Here is a 17,938-nt window from a genome sequence, read left to right as displayed (position 1 = left end):
TCTTGCTCATAAAGAGCAACTCACAAATTTTACCTTAGCCTGATCCGTTACCAGTGAAAGTAACGTTCAGTCTATCCTTCTATCACATACCCAAATTTTTAAAGAACGAACTAGTCAAAGACTAGAAATCAACATTCACCATCGTCTCGATGGAATGCTCATTTCTAAGCTTTACACAATCAGAAGCAGTAGTGGTGGAGCCAAACGGGATCGAACCGTTGACCTCCTGCGTGCAAGGCAGGCGCTCTCCCAGCTGAGCTATGGCCCCGTATTTCTACAGGCGTTTCCCACACAAAATTGGTGGGTCTGGGCAGATTCGAACTGCCGACCTCACCCTTATCAGGGGTGCGCTCTAACCAACTGAGCTACAGACCCAATTTCGAGCTGCTAAGGCCGACCTCACCCTGCTCTTAACCACAGAGCATGGGGTGCGCTCTAACCAACTAAGCTACAACCCCAAGGCTGCTTCTTATCGTCTTCTTCAATGAATCAAGCAATTCGTGTGGGAACTTATGGAGCAGCTGAGTCGTCGATTAAGGAGGTGATCCAGCCGCAGGTTCCCCTACGGCTACCTTGTTACGACTTCACCCCAGTCATGAATCACACCGTGGTAACCGTCCTCCCGAAGGTTAGACTAGCTACTTCTGGTGCAACCCACTCCCATGGTGTGACGGGCGGTGTGTACAAGGCCCGGGAACGTATTCACCGCGACATTCTGATTCGCGATTACTAGCGATTCCGACTTCACGCAGTCGAGTTGCAGACTGCGATCCGGACTACGATCGGTTTTGTGGGATTAGCTCCACCTCGCGGCTTGGCAACCCTCTGTACCGACCATTGTAGCACGTGTGTAGCCCAGGCCGTAAGGGCCATGATGACTTGACGTCATCCCCACCTTCCTCCGGTTTGTCACCGGCAGTCTCCTTAGAGTGCCCACCATGACGTGCTGGTAACTAAGGACAAGGGTTGCGCTCGTTACGGGACTTAACCCAACATCTCACGACACGAGCTGACGACAGCCATGCAGCACCTGTCTCAATGTTCCCGAAGGCACCAATCCATCTCTGGAAAGTTCATTGGATGTCAAGGCCTGGTAAGGTTCTTCGCGTTGCTTCGAATTAAACCACATGCTCCACCGCTTGTGCGGGCCCCCGTCAATTCATTTGAGTTTTAACCTTGCGGCCGTACTCCCCAGGCGGTCAACTTAATGCGTTAGCTGCGCCACTAAGAGCTCAAGGCTCCCAACGGCTAGTTGACATCGTTTACGGCGTGGACTACCAGGGTATCTAATCCTGTTTGCTCCCCACGCTTTCGCACCTCAGTGTCAGTATCAGTCCAGGTGGTCGCCTTCGCCACTGGTGTTCCTTCCTATATCTACGCATTTCACCGCTACACAGGAAATTCCACCACCCTCTACCATACTCTAGCTCGTCAGTTTTGAATGCAGTTCCCAGGTTGAGCCCGGGGCTTTCACATCCAACTTAACGAACCACCTACGCGCGCTTTACGCCCAGTAATTCCGATTAACGCTTGCACCCTCTGTATTACCGCGGCTGCTGGCACAGAGTTAGCCGGTGCTTATTCTGTCGGTAACGTCAAAACACTAACGTATTAGGTTAATGCCCTTCCTCCCAACTTAAAGTGCTTTACAATCCGAAGACCTTCTTCACACACGCGGCATGGCTGGATCAGGCTTTCGCCCATTGTCCAATATTCCCCACTGCTGCCTCCCGTAGGAGTCTGGACCGTGTCTCAGTTCCAGTGTGACTGATCATCCTCTCAGACCAGTTACGGATCGTCGCCTTGGTGAGCCATTACCTCACCAACTAGCTAATCCGACCTAGGCTCATCTGATAGCGCAAGGCCCGAAGGTCCCCTGCTTTCTCCCGTAGGACGTATGCGGTATTAGCGTTCCTTTCGAAACGTTGTCCCCCACTACCAGGCAGATTCCTAGGCATTACTCACCCGTCCGCCGCTGAATTCAGGAGCAAGCTCCTGTCATCCGCTCGACTTGCATGTGTTAGGCCTGCCGCCAGCGTTCAATCTGAGCCATGATCAAACTCTTCAGTTCAAACATCTTTGGGTTTTGAGAAAACCCTAAACTTGGCTCAGCAATCGTTGGTTACATCTTTGATTTCTCGCGGAGTAACTTGTGATGCTGATAATCTGTTGACTAGCAGTCTGACTCCACAAGCACCCACACGAATTGCTTGATTCAGTTGTTAAAGAGCGGTTGGTTAAGATCTTTCGTCTCAACCGAGGCGCGCATTCTACAGCAGCCTCATTTGCTGTCAAGTGGTATTTTTCAGAAGTTTTCCAAGTTTCCTTTTCAACTTCAACCACTTGCGCTTCAGATCTCTCGTCAGCGGGAGGCGAATTCTACAGCGTTACACGCTGCTGTCAACACCTCTTTTTCAACTCCCTTTTGGCTTCGATGAACTGAAGCAACTCGCTGCCGAAAACTGCGTAACTCTTTGTTTACCAAGGAGTTTTCCGTTTCGACCGCGCCGGAAGTGGGGCGAATTATAGAGATCTGGAATCTGCCGTCAACAGCTATTTTCACAATTCTGTCATATAGGGCAAAAAAGCCCCGAAAACAAAAAGGCCGACCCAATGGGTCGGCCTTCTGCGCCCCTCTACTTACAAGCTAGGGAAGGCGAACTGCGAAGCTTCATGGCTCGCGCGCTGCGGCCAGCGCTGGGTGATGGCTTTGCGGCGGGTATAGAAACGCACACCATCCGGGCCATAGGCGTGCAGGTCGCCGAACAGCGAACGCTTCCAGCCGCCAAAGCTGTGGTAAGCCACCGGCACCGGCAGCGGTACGTTGACACCGACCATGCCGACCTCGATCTCGTCGCAGAACAACCGCGCCGCTTCGCCGTCACGGGTGAAGATGCAGGTGCCGTTGCCATACTCGTGATCGTTGATCAGCTGCATGGCTTCTTCCAGGCTATTGACCCGAACAACGCACAGCACCGGCCCGAAGATCTCTTCTTTATAGATACGCATCTCTGGCGTGACGTTGTCGAACAGGCAACCACCCAGGAAGAAGCCTTCCTCGTGACCAGCCACGGTCAGGCCACGGCCGTCCACCACCAGTGTCGCGCCGGCGGCTACGCCGTCTTCTACATAACCGCTGACCTTGTCGCGTGCCTGGCCAGTCACCAGTGGGCCCATGTCCAGGCCGCAGTTGGTACCGGCACCGATTTTCAGCGCCTTGATTTGCGGAACCAGCTTGGCCACCAGTGCATCGGCCACCTGATCACCCACGCACACCGCTACCGAGATCGCCATGCAACGCTCGCCGCAAGAACCGTAAGCCGCGCCCATCAGAGCGCTGACGGCGTTGTCCAGGTCTGCATCCGGCATCAGCACGGCGTGGTTCTTCGCACCGCCCAGGGCCTGAACGCGTTTGCCGCGCTTGGTGCCTTCGGAATAGATGTATTCGGCAATCGGCGTCGAACCAACGAAGCTCAGCGCTTTGACTTCCGGCGCTTCGATCAATGCGTCCACCGCAGTCTTGTCACCGTGCACCACGCTCAGTACGCCTTTAGGCAGACCAGCCTCCAGCAGCAACTGGGCGATCAGCAGCGTCGAGCTCGGGTCACGCTCGGACGGCTTGAGGATAAAGCAGTTGCCGCAGACGATCGCCAGCGGGTACATCCACAGCGGCACCATGGCCGGGAAGTTAAACGGCGTGATACCGGCAACCACGCCCAGCGGCTGGAAGTCCGACCAGGCATCGATGTTCGGGCCGACGTTACGGCTGTACTCGCCCTTGAGGATTTCCGGAGCCGCGCAAGCGAACTCGACGTTCTCGATACCGCGCTTCAATTCACCGGCAGCATCTTCCAGGGTCTTGCCGTGCTCTTCGCTGATCAATTGCGAGATGCGAGCTTCGTTCTGCTCCAGCAGTTGCTTGAAGCGGAACATCACTTGGGCACGCTTGGCCGGCGGCGTGTTGCGCCAAGCCGGGAATGCAGCCTTGGCCGCGTCGATGGCGCTCTGGATGGTTTCGCGGGTTGCCAGCGGCAGCTTGTGAATCGCCTGACCGGTAGACGGGTTGAACACATCAACCGCGCGACCGTTCTCGGTCACCAGTTCACCATTGATCAAATGCGGAATAACGCTCATGGAAGCTCCTGAAAAGTTGTCCACAGGCGCCCTTCAACGGGTGCCTGCTATATAGATAGCTTTTGTAGGAGCGAGCTTGCTCGCGAAGATAGTGAGGGCGCCGCGTTCATCCAGGCAGCCCGCATCATCGTTAACGTCCATCGCGAGCAAGCTCGCTCCTACAGGTGTTTTGTCAAATCAGTCGATCTTGCTCAGCACTTCGCCGACCGCGTCGAACAGACGATCCAGGTCCTGCGGCTTGCTGTTGAAGGTTGGGCCGAACTGCAGGGTGTCGCCGCCGAAGCGTACGTAGAACCCGGCTTTCCACAGCGCCATACCGGCTTCGAACGGACGCACGATCGCGTCGCCGTCACGTGGGGCGATCTGGATCGCGCCCGCCAGGCCGTAGTTGCGGATGTCGATGATGTTCTTGGTGCCTTTGAGGCCGTGCAGAGCATTTTCGAAATGCGGTGCGACTTCGGCCACGCTCTGCACCAGGTTTTCCTTTTGCAGCAGGTCGAGTGCTGCCAGGCCTGCGGCGCAAGCCACCGGGTGCGCGGAATAGGTGTAGCCATGGGGGAATTCAACCGCGTATTCAGGCGTCGGCTGATTCATGAAGGTCTGGTAGATCTCGGAGCTGGCAATCACCGCGCCCATCGGGATCGCACCGTTGGTGACTTGCTTGGCGATGCACATCAGGTCCGGAGTCACGCCGAAGGTGGTGGCGCCGAACATGGTGCCGGTACGACCGAAACCGGTGATCACTTCGTCGAACACCAACAGGATGTTGTGCTGGTCGCAGATTTCACGCAGACGCTTGAGGTAACCCTGTGGCGGAACCAGCACGCCAGCGGAACCGGCCAATGGCTCGACGAAGACCGCCGCGATGTTCGACGCATCGTGCAGTTCGATCAACTTCAGCAGTTCGTCAGCCAGGGCGATACCGCCTTGCTCCGGCATGCCACGGGAGTAAGCGTTGCTTGCCAGCAAAGTGTGCGGCAGGTGGTCGACGTCCATCATCGCCTGACCGAACAGCTTGCGGTTGCCGTTCACGCCGCCGAGGCTGGTGCCGGCGATGTTCACACCGTGGTAACCACGGGCACGGCCGATCATTTTGGTCTTGGTCGACTGGCCTTTCAGGCGCCAGTAAGCACGAACCATCTTCACGGCGGTGTCAGCACACTCGGAGCCCGAGTCGGTGAAGAACACGTGGTTCAGGTTGCCCGGGGTCAGGTCGGTGATTTTTTCAGCCAGCTGGAAGGACAGCGGATGGCCGTACTGGAAGCCTGGCGAGTAATCGAGGGTGCCCAGTTGCTTGGCGACCGCTTCCTGGATTTCCTTGCGGGTGTGCCCGGCGCCACAGGTCCACAGACCGGACAACGAGTCATAAACCTTGCGGCCCTTGTCGTCGATCAGCCAGCTGCCTTCGGCGCCAACGATCAAGCGTGGGTCGCGCAGAAAGTTACGGTTGGCGGTGTAAGGCATCCAGTGAGCATCGAGCTTGAGCTGGCTGGCCAGGGAAGTCGGGGCGTTTTCAGGCTGGTTCATGGGCGAAACCTCGCAAGGCAGTAAGCGGCGTAAGGATTGAAAACCGTTGTTGCAGCTAAATTGCCACGGAGATAAAGTCGGTGAAATGCAACTCTTCTAATGTTCAGTCAGCCCATTACTAAACTTTTGAGTAACCCGCATGAGCACTCGCCGTCCCGATCCGTTGGCCCAGGTCAGCGACTTTGATATTCGCCTGCTGAGGATCTTTCGCAGCGTGGTGGAATGCGGCGGCTTCTCTGCGGCGGAAACCGTACTGGGCATCGGTCGCTCGGCGATCAGCCAGCAGATGAGCGATCTGGAGCAACGCCTCGGCCTGCGCCTGTGCCAACGGGGACGTGCCGGGTTTTCCCTGACTGAAGAAGGCCGCGAGGTTTATCAATCGGCGTTGCAGCTGTTAAGTGCACTGGAAAGCTTCCGCACCGAGGTCAATGGCCTGCACCAGCACTTGCGCGGCGAATTGATCATTGGTTTGACGGACAACCTGGTCACCCTGCCCCACATGCGCATCACCCATGCCCTCGCGCAATTGAAAGAACGCGGCCCGGACGTGCAAATCCAGATCCGCATGATCGCGCCCAATGAAGTCGAACAAGGCGTGCTCGACGGTCGCCTGCACGTCGGCGTAGTGCCGCAGGCCAGTGCATTGTCGGGGCTGGAGTATCAACCGCTGTATAGCGAACGTTCGCTGTTGTACTGCGCGGTCGGCCATCCGCTGTTTTATGTCGATGACAAGCAACTGGACGACGAACGCCTGAACAGTCAGGACGCCATCGCGCCCACCTTCCGTTTGCCAGCGGAGATCCAGGCTCACTACCAGGCGCTCAACTGCACCGCCAGCGCCTCGGACCGCGAAGGCATGGCGTTCCTGATCCTGACCGGGCGCTACATCGGTTACCTGCCGGATCACTACGCGAGCCTTTGGGTGCAGCAAGGTCGGTTGCGCGCGTTGAAAGCCAAAACGCGTTTCTATGACCTCAGCCTGGCGTCGGTCACACGCAAGGGGCGTCGACCCCATCTGGTGCTGGAGAGTTTTCTCGAGAGTCTTGCGGCGACGCGTTGAAAATTGTGGGAGCGGTGCAGTGTTTTATTGTGTGAGGCCTTGTCTGACGTCGGTGGGTGCGCTATCAACGCACTGGCCGCCCCCACTCATCTTCTCGGAAGTGCCTATGACCTTTGAAGTCCCAGCCCACGGCGGAAAACCCGTCAGCCGCATTCGTCAGAAAAACGAAGAGACCATCATCAAAGCCGCCGAAGACGAGTTCGCCCGTCACGGGTACAAAGGCACGAGCATGAACACCATCGCCCAGAATGCCGGGCTGCCCAAGGCGAACCTGCATTACTACTTCACCAACAAGCTCGGTTTGTACGTGGCGGTGCTGAGCAACATCATCGAGTTGTGGGACAGCACCTTCAACACCCTCACCGCCGAGGACGATCCGGCCGAAGCCTTGATCCGCTACATCCGCGCGAAAATGGAGTTCTCCCGACGCCAGCCGCAAGCCTCGCGGATATTTGCCATGGAAGTCATCAGCGGCGGTGAATGCCTGACCGAGTACTTCAACCAGGATTATCGCAACTGGTTCCAGGGTCGTGCGGGCGTGTTCCAGGCCTGGATCGACGCCGGTAAAATGGACCCGGTCGATCCGGTTCACCTGATCTTCCTGTTGTGGGGCAGCACCCAGCACTACGCCGATTTCGCCACGCAGATCTGCCGCGTCACCGGGCGTACCAGGTTGACTAAACAGGACATGGAAGACGCCGGGGACAACCTGATCCGCATCATTCTCAAGGGCTGCGGCCTGAAACCAGCCATCTAAGCACTTATGCCATTTACCCTCAGCGGTTTTTGCGAATACCGCGAAGAGATTCGCAAGAGCCGCTTCATCACCTTCGCCGCGCCGATCTCCAGCCCGGCCGAGGCCCAGGCGTTCATTGAACAGCACAGTGACTTGAATGCCTCGCACAACTGCTGGGCCTGGAAGCTCGGCGATCAATATCGCAGCACCGATGATGGCGAGCCCGGCGGTACGGCCGGCCGGCCGATTCTGGCGGCGATAGAGGCGCAGGATTGCGATCAGGTCGCGGTGCTGGTGATTCGCTGGTATGGCGGCATCCAACTGGGTACCGGGGGGCTCGCCCGGGCCTATGGCGGGGGTGCAAACAAATGCCTGCAAGCGGCGCCAAAGATTGAGCTGATCAGCCGGGTGCCGCTGCGTTGCGCTTGCGGATTTGCCGAGTTGGCCCTGGTCAAGCTGCGGGTGGCGGAGGCTGGTGGATTGGTTGTGGATGAAAGCTTCACCGCTAATGGTGTCGAGCTGCAGTTGGCCGTAGGCGATGCACAGATCGACACCTTGCAGTCACAACTGGCCGATTTGAGTCGCGGACGTATTTTGTTGCAGCGCTAAAAGGCTTCAGCACAGGCTGCGATCTTTTGGGGCACGCCGCTTTTTCACTTATTCCATATTTGCCCACATCTGCTGTGCACCCGCCTGTGGATAACCTGAGCACATACCGCTGTAACCCTTTTGTCATGCGGCTTTGCGGACTTTGCTCAATTTTTGTCCAATCTGCCATCAAGCTCATCAAATTCAAATAAAAACAAACAGTTACAACGGTTTATCGCCTTTAGAAGAAAGCCACTCAGTGCTTATGCCCGTGCTTTGAGCTTGCGCACAAATACTGTGGAGCAATCTGTGGATAACCCGTTCATGGCCGTCTCGGCGCCCTGCACGGTACGGCTTGTGGTCGATTGCTCATTTTTTGAGCAAAAGCGCACGAGCAAAATCGGGGCTTGAATTGCACCATTGCCCCCATGTGGTGCCGGGCTCTGCGTGGCACATTTGAAAGCTGCGTACTCAACGCCTCTGGTCGCAGGACTTCGACATTTTCCTGACCTAGTGGCCAGAAAATTGCTTTATCCACAGGCACAAGTCCAACAGCACCGAGCCTGTCATGCCCAATCACGCTCCAATCCCCGACCCGGTTCCGCGCCTGCAACTGCGCAGAATCAGCAAACGCTACCCCGGCTGCCTGGCCAACGATGCCATCGACCTGACCATTGCCCCTGGCGAGATCCATGCCCTGCTCGGCGAAAACGGCGCGGGCAAAAGCACGCTGATGAAGATCATCTACGGCGTGACCCACGCCGATTCCGGCGAAGTGATCTGGCAAGGTCAGCGGGTGAGCCTGCGCAACCCGGCCCAGGCCCGGGGTTTGGGAATTGGCATGGTGTTCCAGCATTTCTCGCTGTTCGAAACCCTGAGCGTGGCGCAGAACATCGCCCTGGCCATGGGTGCGGCGGCAGGCACACCCAAACAGCTTGAGCCGAAGATTCGCGAAGTGTCCCGGCGCTACGGCATGGCGCTGGAACCTGAGCGACTTGTCCACAGCCTGTCGATCGGTGAACGGCAACGGGTGGAAATCATTCGCTGCCTGATGCAGGACATCCGCCTGTTGATTCTCGATGAACCGACTTCGGTGCTGACGCCGCAAGAGGCCGACGACTTGTTCGCCACCCTGCGCCGGCTCGCCGCCGAGGGCTGCAGCATTTTGTTCATCAGCCACAAGCTCGGGGAAGTTCGCGCGTTGTGCCACAGCGCAACGGTTTTACGAGGCGGTCGGGTGGCCGGCCATTGCGTGCCGGCCGAGTGTTCGGATCAGCAACTGGCGCGCTTGATGGTCGGTGAAGCGGCGGAGTTGATCGCAGACTATCCGAAGGTTACCGGAGGTGATGCGTTCCTTGATGTCCGTGGCTTGTCCTGGCGCAATCCGGACCCGTTCGGCTGCTCGCTTGCCAACATCGACCTTGAAGTGCGCGGCGGTGAAATTGTCGGCATCGCCGGTGTCGCCGGCAATGGCCAGGATGAATTGCTGGCCTTACTCAGCGGCGAAGTGCTGCTGCCCCGCAACGCCAGCGCGACGATACGTTTTGGCAAGGAGCCAGTCGCCCATTTGCGTCCCGATGCACGCCGCCAACTCGGCCTGGCGTTCGTTCCCGCCGAACGCCTGGGTCATGGTGCGGTGCCGGAGCTGAGCCTGGCGGACAACGCGCTGCTGACCGCTTTCCAGCAAGGACTGGTGAGTAACGGCCTGATCCAGCGCGGCAAAGTCGAAGCACTGGCCGAGGAAATCATCCACCGTTTCGGGGTCAAGACGCCCGATAGCCAGGCGCCGGCCCGCAGCCTGTCCGGCGGCAACTTGCAGAAATTCATTCTCGGCCGGGAAATCCTTCAGCAACCAAAACTGCTGGTCGCCGCACACCCGACCTGGGGCGTGGACGTCGGCGCGGCCGCCACCATTCACCGCGCCTTGATTGCCTTGCGCGATGCCGGCGCGGCGATCCTGGTGATTTCCGAAGACCTCGACGAACTGTACCAGATCAGCGACCGCCTCGGCGCCTTGTGCGGCGGTCGGCTGTCAGCGCTCCACGCCACCGTCGACACGCGCCTGAGCGATGTCGGCGGCTGGATGGCCGGCCAGTTCGGCGCCCCTCAATCACTCGCATTCGCCACGCGTTAACGGAGTGTCACATGCTGCTTTCTCTTGAACCCCGCGGCCAGCAATCGCGCCTGATGCTGTGGTGCTCGCCGTTGCTGGCGGCTGCACTGACCCTGGGCTGTGGATCCTTGTTGTTTATCGCGCTCGGGCACGACCCGCTGCTGACCTTACACACCTTGCTGATCGCGCCTGTCAGCGACCTGTATGGCGTCTCCGAATTGCTGGTCAAAGCCCTGCCGATTCTGCTCTGCGCATTGGGCCTGGCGGTCGCCTATCAGGCGCGCATCTGGAACATCGGTGCCGAAGGTCAACTGCTGCTCGGTGCGCTGGCCGGCAGTGCGCTGGCGGTGAACATCATCGATATGCAAAGCCGCTGGGCGCTGGTGCTGATCCTGCTCACAGGCACTCTGGCGGGCGCCGCGTGGGCCGGCCTGACGGCGTGGTTGCGCACGCGCTTCAACGCCAATGAGATCCTGACCAGCATCATGCTCAACTACATAGCACTGAACCTGCTGCTGTTCTGCGTTCACGGCCCTTTGAAAGATCCCGCCGGGTTCAACTTCCCCGAGTCAGCGATGTTCGGTGATGCCAGCCGCCTGCCGCTGCTGATGGACGATGGCCGGGTTCACGCCGGGGTTTATTTCGCCCTGCTCGCGTTGGTGACCGTGTGGGTGTTGTTGCAGAAAAGCTTTGTCGGTTTCCAGATCAAGGTGCTCGGGCTGGACAAGCGTGCCGCCGGTTTCGTCGGCTTTCGCGAGAAGCGCCTGATCTGGCTCGCACTGTTGATCAGCGGCGGCCTGGCGGGGCTGGCTGGTGTGTGCGAAGTCACTGGCCCCATCGGCCAGCTGGTGCCGCAGGTCTCGCCGGGCTACGGCTATGCGGCGATCACCGTGGCATTTCTCGGCCGCTTGAATCCTGTCGGCATCCTGTTTTCCAGCCTGTTGATGGCGCTGCTGTACATCGGCGGAGAAAGCGCACAAATGAGCCTGAACCTGCCGCAAGCGATCACCCAATTGTTCCAGGGCATGATGCTGTTTTTCCTGCTGGCCAGTGATGTGCTGATTCTCTACCGACCGCGCTTGAACCTGCGCTGGACCCGCCGCGCCCAAGCCACCGCCGTACAAGCAGGAGCGTTGTGATGGATATCGATCTGCTGAGCAATATTTTCTATGCCATGGTCCGCTGCGGCACGCCGTTGCTGCTGGTGGCGTTGGGGGAACTGATCTGCGAGAAAAGCGGCGTCCTCAACCTCGGCCAGGAAGGCATGATGCTGTTTGGCGCGGTGATCGGTTTCATCGTCGCATTCAACACCGGCCACCTGTGGCTCGGCGTGTTGCTGGCGATGCTCGCCGGGATGCTGTTGTCGTCGCTGTTTGCCCTGGTGGCGCTGGTGTTCAACGCCAATCAGGTGGCCACCGGTCTGGCCCTGACGATTTTCGGCGTGGGTCTGTCGACCTTTGTCGGTGCGGCGTGGGTCGGCAAGCCGCTGGCGGGGTTCGAGCCGATGTCGATTCCGTATTTGAGTGAAATCCCGCTGATCGGGCGGATGCTGTTTGCCCAGGACCTGTTGGTGTATCTGTCGTTCGCACTGTTTGCACTGGTGGCCTGGGTGATTCTGAAAAGCCGCGTCGGGCTGATCATTCAGGCGGTCGGGGAAAACCCGGATGCAGCCAGCGCCATGGGCTTACCGGTGTTGGCTGTGCGGACCCTGGCGGTGTTGTTCGGCGGTGCGATGGCAGGGTTGGCCGGAGCATATCTGTCCCTGGCCTACACACCGATGTGGGCGGAGAACATGAGCGCCGGGCGCGGCTGGATTGCCCTGGCGCTGGTGGTGTTCGCCAGTTGGCGGGTGTGGCGCCTGCTGCTCGGCGCGTACCTGTTCGGGCTCGCCAGCATCCTGCACCTGGTGGCGCAGGGGTTGGGACTGGCGATTCCGTCCAGTTTGCTGGCGATGCTGCCGTATGTCGCGACCATTGTGGTGCTGGTGCTACTGTCGCGGGATGCGCTGCGCACTCGGTTGTATGCGCCGGTGTCGTTGGGGCAGCCGTGGCAGGCCGGGCATTAGTGGTTGTTTGGGCGGGCCTCTTCGCGAGCAAGCCCGCTCCCACATTGGATGGGTGTGAACTCGGTCAACTGTGGGAGCGGGCTTGCTCGCGAAGGCGTCCGAACAGGCAACACCTGAGCCACACCCCACGCCAATTCAAACACCAGAAAAACCACCAGCAGCGAACTCGCGCCATGGATCAGGGCATAAGCCTGCCAGGCCGAGAACAGGAATCTGGCCACGGCGTCATACCGCCCATAAACCTGCTGCGGATCACGAATCCGCAGCACCGCCCATACGCAGACAATCGAGCCCAGCAGATTCGCCATCAACATGTGCACCGGTTCGAACGGTGGCAGCTCACCGGGCAAACTCAACGCCTGACTCACCCCCGTCAAAAGCCCATGCAACGCCGCAAAACTCCACGGCGTGACAAACGCGACCGTCACGATCAGGTCGTACCAGGCACTGCCTTGCACCAACCGGCGATATTGCGTTGTAGTCCACATCGACATTGCTCCATCAATTCAGGGAGCAACAAGGCTAAAGCCTGGAGTATGCTCCAAGGTCAAGCCCCCTCGAGACGTGATGATGCGCATCGGTGAATTAGCCCAGGCCAGCGCCGTCAGCCGCGACACGCTGCGCTTCTACGAGCAGCGCGGGTTGATCGCCGCGCAACGCAGCGCCAACGGGTATCGCGACTATCCGCCAGACATGGTGCAACTGGTGCAGTACATCAAGACGGCTCAACGACTGGGCTTTACCCTCGGCGAGATCGGCAACAGCGTCGCTACAATCTGGCAGTCGCCCGATCCGGACAGCGCCGTCACGCAACTGCTGCAAGACAAACTCAAACTGATCGAAGCCCGCATGGCCGAACTCGGCGCGCTGCGCGATGAGTTGCAACAACGGCTCGTGCAACAGTGTCCATTGAATCCACGATCCTGAACTTTCAAGGAAGCCACTCATGTCCAAGGCAAAAACCGCACTCATCATCGGCGCCTCCCGGGGGCTTGGCCTCGGGCTGGTGAAAACCCTGCTGGCCGATGGCTGGCAAGTCACCGCCACCGTGCGCGATCCGCAAAAAGCCGAAGCCTTGCAGGCCCTGGGCAATGTGCGGATCGAAAAGCTCGACATGGACGATCAGCAGGCGGTGTCCGCCCTGAGCCAACAACTCGAGGGTGATGTGTTTGACCTGTTGTTCGTCAATGCCGGGGTCAAGGGGCCGGAGGTCCAGACGCCAAACGGCGGCGCGACAATGGCCGAAGTCGGTCAGCTGTTTTTCACCAACGCCGTGGCGCCGATTAACCTGGCCCAGCGTTTTGTCGAGCAACTGCGCCCGGACACCGGCGTGCTGGCGTTCATGAGCTCAGTGCTGGGCAGCGTGACCATGCCCGATGCGCCGGAACTGGCACTGTACAAGGCCAGCAAGGCGGCGCTGAATTCCATGACCAACAGCTTCGTCACTCAGTTGGGCGAAACCGGGCTCACCGTGTTGTCGCTGCACCCGGGCTGGGTGAAAACCGACATGGGTGGTGAAGGCGCGGACATCGACGTGGAAACCAGCACCCGTGGCCTGGTCGATCAGGTGAATGCGTATGCCGGCAAGGGTGGGCATTACTTCATCAATTACCGGGGAGAAACCATTCCCTGGTAATCACCGCCGCCCACTGTAGGAGCGAGCAGGCTCGCTCCTACAGAGTCTTGAGTTGTTCTGTCGGGCCGGGCTTGCCCGCCAGAGCGTTTTGATCGACACTGCGCACCTCGCCTCCCCGGCGAACCTGGATCAGCAGACAGGGCAACACTGAGCTGGCAACCCTGAACCCAACTTTCAGAGGAGCCGGCCAACATGCCTGCGACCCGTACCTGGTTAAAAAATCCCCTCGCCATTTTCACCTCCAACGGTCTCGATGCTCGTGGCGGCCTGGTGCTGCAAGACGGTTTGATCGTCGAAGTACTCGGCACCGGTCAACAACCGTCCGCCCCATGCAATGAAGTGTTCGATGCCCGCGAGCATGTGATCCTGCCGGGCCTGATCAACACCCATCACCACTTCTATCAAACCCTGACCCGCGCCTGGGCGCCGGTGGTCAATCAGCCACTGTTCCCGTGGCTGAAAACCCTGTACCCGGTCTGGGCTCGCCTGACCCCGGAAAAACTCGCCCTCGCCACCAAGGTCGCGTTGGCTGAATTGCTGCTGTCCGGTTGCACCACCGCGGCCGACCACCACTACCTGTTCCCGGAAGGTCTGGAAAACGCGATCGACGTGCAGGTCGAGAGCGTTCGCGAACTGGGTATGCGCGCCATGCTCACCCGCGGTTCCATGAGCCTCGGTGAAAAGGACGGTGGCCTGCCGCCGCAACAGACCGTGCAGGAAGGCGAAGTGATCCTCGCCGACAGCCAGCGCCTGATTGCCGAGTACCACGAACGTGGTGACGGCGCGCAAATCCAGATCGCCCTGGCACCGTGCTCGCCGTTCTCGGTGACCCCGGAAATCATGTCGGCCAGTGCCGAACTGGCGAACAAACTCGACGTGCGCCTGCACACCCACCTGGCAGAAACCCTCGACGAAGAGGATTTCTGCCTGCAACGCTTCGGCCTGCGTACTGTGGACTATCTGGACAGTGTCGGCTGGCTCGGCCCCCGTACCTGGCTGGCCCATGGCATCCATTTCAACCCGGACGAGATCGCCCGCCTCGGCGCCGCCGGCACCGGCATTTGCCATTGTCCGAGTTCGAACATGCGCCTGGCCTCGGGTATCTGCCCGAGCATCGAGTTGACCGATGCCGGTGCCTTGCTTGGTTTGGGCGTGGACGGTTCGGCGTCCAACGATGCCTCGAACATGATGCTCGAAGCGCGTCAGGCCCTGTACATCCAGCGCCTGCGTTACGGCGCCGAGAAGATCACCCCGGAGCGCGTGTTGGGCTGGGCGACCAAAGGTTCGGCGAGCCTGCTGGGCCGTACCGATATCGGCGAGTTGGCAGTGGGCAAGCAGGCTGACCTGGCGATGTTCAAGCTGGATGAATTGCGCTTCTCCGGTAGCCATGATCCTGTCTCGGCATTGTTGCTGTGCGGCGCCGATCGCGCGGACCGGGTGATGGTCGGCGGCAAGTGGCGGGTGATCGATGGGCAGGTCGAAGGGCTGGACCTGAAGGGATTGATTGCTGATCACAGCCAGGCGGCGCGGCAACTGATCGCCGGGACCTGATACAACACCGATTAAAACTGTGGGAGCGAGCCTGCTCGCTCCCACATTGGTTTTGTGGAGGGTCATGACCATCTGGATTGGCGCACCAGTGGATGGCAACTGTGCAAGGACATGCACTGTTATCGGACTTCAAGGACCTGTCGCGAGCCTGCTCGCGATAGCATCACCGCGGATTCATGTTTTGTTGTCTTGTTGGTCAGCAATTTGCATTGCCCTGTGCAAGCCAGAGAGCCCAGCCAACCTCACAACAAAATGGAGTTCCAATTCATGCACAACCGTCCGTTGAAGAAGCTGCTTTGCGCCGTTGCGGCGGCCATCGGTTTGAGCGCCAGCCTGACCGCCGTAGCCGCCGATCCGCTGAAAGTCGGCTTCGTCTATATCGGCCCGATCGGTGACCACGGCTGGACGTATCAGCATGAACAGGGGCGCAAGGAACTCGCGGAAAAATTCGGCTCGCAGATCACCACCAACTACGTGGAAAACGTCGCCGAAGGTGCCGACGCCGAGCGGGTGATCCGCAACATGGCCAAGGATAAATACGACCTGATCTTCACCACCTCCTTCGGCTACATGAACCCGACCGTGAAAGTCGCCAAGCAGTTTCCCAAGGTGACCTTCGAACACGCCACCGGCTACAAGCAGGACAAGAACCTCGGCACTTACCTGGCGCGCACATACGAGGGTCGCTACGTCGGCGGCTTCCTTGCGGCGAAGATGACCAAGACCAAGAAGGTCGGCTACGTCGCCTCGTTCCCGATCCCGGAAGTGATCCGCGACATCAACGCCATCCAGCTGGCCCTGAACAAGTACAACCCCGGCACCGAGATCAAGGTGGTGTGGGTCAACTCATGGTTCGATCCGGGCAAGGAAGCGGATGCCGCCAACGCGCTGATCGACCAGGGCGTGGACGTGGTGTTCCAGCACACCGATAGCCCCGCGCCGATCCAGGCCGCCGAACGTCGCGGCGTGTATGCCGTGGGCTACGCTTCGGACATGGCGCACTTCGGACCGAAAGCGGTACTGACCTCCATCGTCAATGACTGGGGCCCGCACTACGTTCAGGCAACCCAAAGCGTGATCGACCATGACTGGAAATCCCAGGACTACTGGGGCGGTTTGAAGGAAGGCACCGTTGAACTGCCGATCAGCGACCTGGTGCCTGCAACGGTGAAGAGCAAAGCCGAGCAGCTCATCGCCGACATCAAGAGCGGTGCGCTGCAACTGTTCACCGGGCCGATCAAGGATCAGGTCGGGGTCGAGAAAATCCCGGCGGGCGCGAGCGCGACCACGGCGGAACTGGCGTCGATGAATTACTACGTGGAAGGCATGAAGGCCGAGATTCCGAAGTAATGCTTCAGCCAGAACACAAAACCCGGTGGGAGCGAGCCTGCTCGCGAAGGCGTCTGTACACTCAACATTGATGTTGGCTGACACACCGCATTCGCGAGCAGGCTCGCTCCCACATGTGATCTTCATCGCGTTCAAGGATTGCGTATGAACAGCCTCCCCATCATCGACATCACCCCGCTCTACAGCGATGACCAGCGTGCCTGGCAAACTGTCGCCAATCAAATCGACCTCGCCTGCCGCGAGTGGGGATTTTTCTACATCAAGGGCCACCCGATCAGCACTGCGCGAATCGACGAACTGCTCGACAGCGCCAAGCGCTTCTTCGCCCAACCCACCGCCGAAAAGCTCAAGATCGACATCACCCAGACCCATCACCATCGCGGCTACGGCGCCATTGCCACCGAGCAATTGGACCCGGGCAAACCCAGCGACCTCAAAGAAACCTTCGACATGGGCCTGCACCTGCCGGCCGAGCACCCTGACGTACTGGCGGAAAAACCCTTGCGCGGCCCCAATCGCCATCCGTCCATCCCCGGCTGGGAAGCGTTGATGGAACAGCACTACGTCGACATGCAAGCCCTCGCGCAAACGCTGTTGCGGGCCATGACCATCGCGCTGGGAATTGAACGCGATTTCTTCGACACACGCTTCAATGATCCGGTCAGCGTGCTGCGGATGATCCATTACCCGCCACGCCACACCGCCAGCTCCGAAGAGCAGCAAGGTGCCGGGGCGCACACCGATTACGGTTGCATCACCCTGCTCTATCAGGACGCCGCCGGTGGCTTGCAGGTCCGCAACGTCAAAGGCGAATGGATCGACGCGCCGCCGATCGAAGGTACGTTCGTGGTCAACCTCGGCGACATGATGGCGCGCTGGAGCAACGACCGTTACCTGTCGACGCCGCACCGGGTTATCAGCCCCCTGGGTGTGGATCGTTATTCGATGCCGTTCTTCGCCGAGCCGCACCCGGACACCCCCATCGAATGCCTGCCCGGCTGTCAGGATGCATTGCACCCGGCGAAATACCCGGCCACCACCTGCGCCGAGTTCCTGCTCTCGCGCTTCGCCGATACCTACGCTTATCGACGGGAACTGGAAGCGGTGTGATGAACCGCCTGGTCAGGTTTTACCAATTGTTGCGGCAACCCTCTGTAGAATGGCGACCATTGCACCTG

General features: G+C 59.3%; 14 protein-coding genes, 2 tRNA genes and 1 rRNA gene. 11 read left to right on the top strand and 6 right to left on the bottom strand.

The window, feature by feature from the left end; genetic code table 11:
- Positions 1-192: 192 nt before the first annotated feature.
- The 5 genes from AC3ITY_RS03250 to aptA form a co-directional block, all read right to left on the bottom strand.
- A tRNA-Ala gene (locus AC3ITY_RS03250) sits at positions 193-268 on the bottom strand.
- A 30-nt stretch (positions 269-298) separates the two neighbouring features.
- Positions 299-375 (bottom strand) — tRNA-Ile (locus AC3ITY_RS03245).
- A gap of 159 nt (positions 376-534) precedes the next feature.
- A 16S ribosomal RNA gene (locus tag AC3ITY_RS03240) occupies positions 535-2,071 on the bottom strand.
- 569 nt (positions 2,072-2,640) lie between these two features.
- Positions 2,641-4,134, bottom strand: a complete 1,494-nt coding sequence (locus tag AC3ITY_RS03235) for a CoA-acylating methylmalonate-semialdehyde dehydrogenase (protein WP_056725206.1) — start codon at positions 4,132-4,134, stop codon at positions 2,641-2,643.
- Between the two features lie 177 nt (positions 4,135-4,311).
- Positions 4,312-5,661, bottom strand: a complete 1,350-nt coding sequence (gene aptA, locus AC3ITY_RS03230; protein ID WP_489307588.1) for an omega-aminotransferase AptA — start codon at positions 5,659-5,661, stop codon at positions 4,312-4,314.
- A gap of 139 nt (positions 5,662-5,800) precedes the next feature.
- Between aptA and AC3ITY_RS03225 the strand changes: the two genes are divergently transcribed.
- The 6 genes from AC3ITY_RS03225 to AC3ITY_RS03200 all read left to right on the top strand — a co-directional run bounded on the left by AC3ITY_RS03225 (position 5,801) and on the right by AC3ITY_RS03200 (position 12,223).
- Positions 5,801-6,721 (top strand): LysR family transcriptional regulator, encoded by a 921-nt coding sequence (locus AC3ITY_RS03225; RefSeq protein ID WP_007971880.1) that lies wholly within the window; start codon positions 5,801-5,803, stop codon positions 6,719-6,721.
- Between the two features lie 106 nt (positions 6,722-6,827).
- A complete protein-coding gene (locus tag AC3ITY_RS03220; protein ID WP_489307587.1) occupies positions 6,828-7,478 on the top strand; it encodes a TetR/AcrR family transcriptional regulator in 651 nt (216 codons plus the stop codon).
- 6 nt (positions 7,479-7,484) lie between these two features.
- Entirely contained in the window at positions 7,485-8,066 is a 582-nt protein-coding gene (locus AC3ITY_RS03215) for an IMPACT family protein (protein ID WP_223460143.1), read from the top strand.
- A gap of 547 nt (positions 8,067-8,613) precedes the next feature.
- Positions 8,614-10,179, top strand: coding sequence for an ABC transporter ATP-binding protein (locus AC3ITY_RS03210; protein ID WP_489307586.1), 1,566 nt, complete (start codon positions 8,614-8,616; stop codon positions 10,177-10,179).
- Positions 10,180-10,190: 11 nt separating this feature from the next.
- A complete protein-coding gene (locus tag AC3ITY_RS03205; RefSeq protein ID WP_489307585.1) occupies positions 10,191-11,297 on the top strand; it encodes an ABC transporter permease in 1,107 nt (368 codons plus the stop codon).
- Entirely contained in the window at positions 11,297-12,223 is a 927-nt protein-coding gene (locus tag AC3ITY_RS03200) for an ABC transporter permease (protein WP_489307584.1), read from the top strand. Before AC3ITY_RS03205 ends, AC3ITY_RS03200 begins: the two co-directional genes overlap by 1 nt.
- Here AC3ITY_RS03200 and AC3ITY_RS03195 read toward each other — a convergent pair.
- On the bottom strand, positions 12,220-12,711 hold the full coding sequence (locus tag AC3ITY_RS03195) for a hypothetical protein (RefSeq protein WP_489307583.1): 492 nt from the start codon (positions 12,709-12,711) through the stop codon (positions 12,220-12,222). The two genes, AC3ITY_RS03200 and AC3ITY_RS03195, sit on opposite strands and share 4 nt — an antisense overlap.
- Positions 12,712-12,793: 82 nt before the next feature.
- On the opposite strand from AC3ITY_RS03195, the gene AC3ITY_RS03190 reads away from it, so the two are divergent.
- From AC3ITY_RS03190 to AC3ITY_RS03170, 5 genes are all read left to right on the top strand, one after another.
- Positions 12,794-13,150, top strand: a complete 357-nt coding sequence (locus AC3ITY_RS03190) for a MerR family transcriptional regulator (protein WP_489310762.1) — start codon at positions 12,794-12,796, stop codon at positions 13,148-13,150.
- Between the two features lie 19 nt (positions 13,151-13,169).
- On the top strand, positions 13,170-13,859 hold the full coding sequence (locus tag AC3ITY_RS03185) for an SDR family oxidoreductase (protein WP_489307581.1): 690 nt from the start codon (positions 13,170-13,172) through the stop codon (positions 13,857-13,859).
- Positions 13,860-14,051: 192 nt separating this feature from the next.
- Entirely contained in the window at positions 14,052-15,410 is a 1,359-nt protein-coding gene (locus tag AC3ITY_RS03180; protein WP_489307580.1) for an 8-oxoguanine deaminase, read from the top strand.
- A 267-nt stretch (positions 15,411-15,677) separates the two neighbouring features.
- On the top strand, positions 15,678-16,760 hold the full coding sequence (locus AC3ITY_RS03175) for a BMP family ABC transporter substrate-binding protein (RefSeq protein ID WP_489307579.1): 1,083 nt from the start codon (positions 15,678-15,680) through the stop codon (positions 16,758-16,760).
- A gap of 144 nt (positions 16,761-16,904) precedes the next feature.
- A complete protein-coding gene (locus tag AC3ITY_RS03170) occupies positions 16,905-17,870 on the top strand; it encodes a 2-oxoglutarate and iron-dependent oxygenase domain-containing protein (protein ID WP_489307578.1) in 966 nt (321 codons plus the stop codon).
- Positions 17,871-17,938 lie beyond the last annotated feature (68 nt).

Source organism: Pseudomonas sp. GL_091, from assembly GCF_057837725.1.
This window is presented reverse-complemented; position numbering and strand designations above follow the sequence as displayed.

Bases quoted from the DNA above. Each gene is read 5' to 3' on its own strand.
- aptA (WP_489307588.1), bottom strand. From the start codon at position 5,661: ATGAACCAGCCTGAAAACGCCCCGACTTCCCTGGCCAGCCAGCTCAAG.
- AC3ITY_RS03220 (WP_489307587.1), top strand. From the start codon at position 6,828: ATGACCTTTGAAGTCCCAGCCCACGGCGGAAAACCCGTCAGCCGCATT.
- AC3ITY_RS03180 (WP_489307580.1), top strand. From the start codon at position 14,052: ATGCCTGCGACCCGTACCTGGTTAAAAAATCCCCTCGCCATTTTCACC.
- AC3ITY_RS03205 (WP_489307585.1), top strand. From the start codon at position 10,191: ATGCTGCTTTCTCTTGAACCCCGCGGCCAGCAATCGCGCCTGATGCTG.
- AC3ITY_RS03195 (WP_489307583.1), bottom strand. From the start codon at position 12,711: ATGTGGACTACAACGCAATATCGCCGGTTGGTGCAAGGCAGTGCCTGG.
- AC3ITY_RS03235 (WP_056725206.1), bottom strand. From the start codon at position 4,134: ATGAGCGTTATTCCGCATTTGATCAATGGTGAACTGGTGACCGAGAAC.
- AC3ITY_RS03170 (WP_489307578.1), top strand. From the start codon at position 16,905: ATGAACAGCCTCCCCATCATCGACATCACCCCGCTCTACAGCGATGAC.
- AC3ITY_RS03190 (WP_489310762.1), top strand. From the start codon at position 12,794: ATGCGCATCGGTGAATTAGCCCAGGCCAGCGCCGTCAGCCGCGACACG.
- AC3ITY_RS03200 (WP_489307584.1), top strand. From the start codon at position 11,297: ATGGATATCGATCTGCTGAGCAATATTTTCTATGCCATGGTCCGCTGC.
- AC3ITY_RS03225 (WP_007971880.1), top strand. From the start codon at position 5,801: ATGAGCACTCGCCGTCCCGATCCGTTGGCCCAGGTCAGCGACTTTGAT.
- AC3ITY_RS03215 (WP_223460143.1), top strand. From the start codon at position 7,485: ATGCCATTTACCCTCAGCGGTTTTTGCGAATACCGCGAAGAGATTCGC.
- AC3ITY_RS03185 (WP_489307581.1), top strand. From the start codon at position 13,170: ATGTCCAAGGCAAAAACCGCACTCATCATCGGCGCCTCCCGGGGGCTT.
- AC3ITY_RS03210 (WP_489307586.1), top strand. From the start codon at position 8,614: ATGCCCAATCACGCTCCAATCCCCGACCCGGTTCCGCGCCTGCAACTG.
- AC3ITY_RS03175 (WP_489307579.1), top strand. From the start codon at position 15,678: ATGCACAACCGTCCGTTGAAGAAGCTGCTTTGCGCCGTTGCGGCGGCC.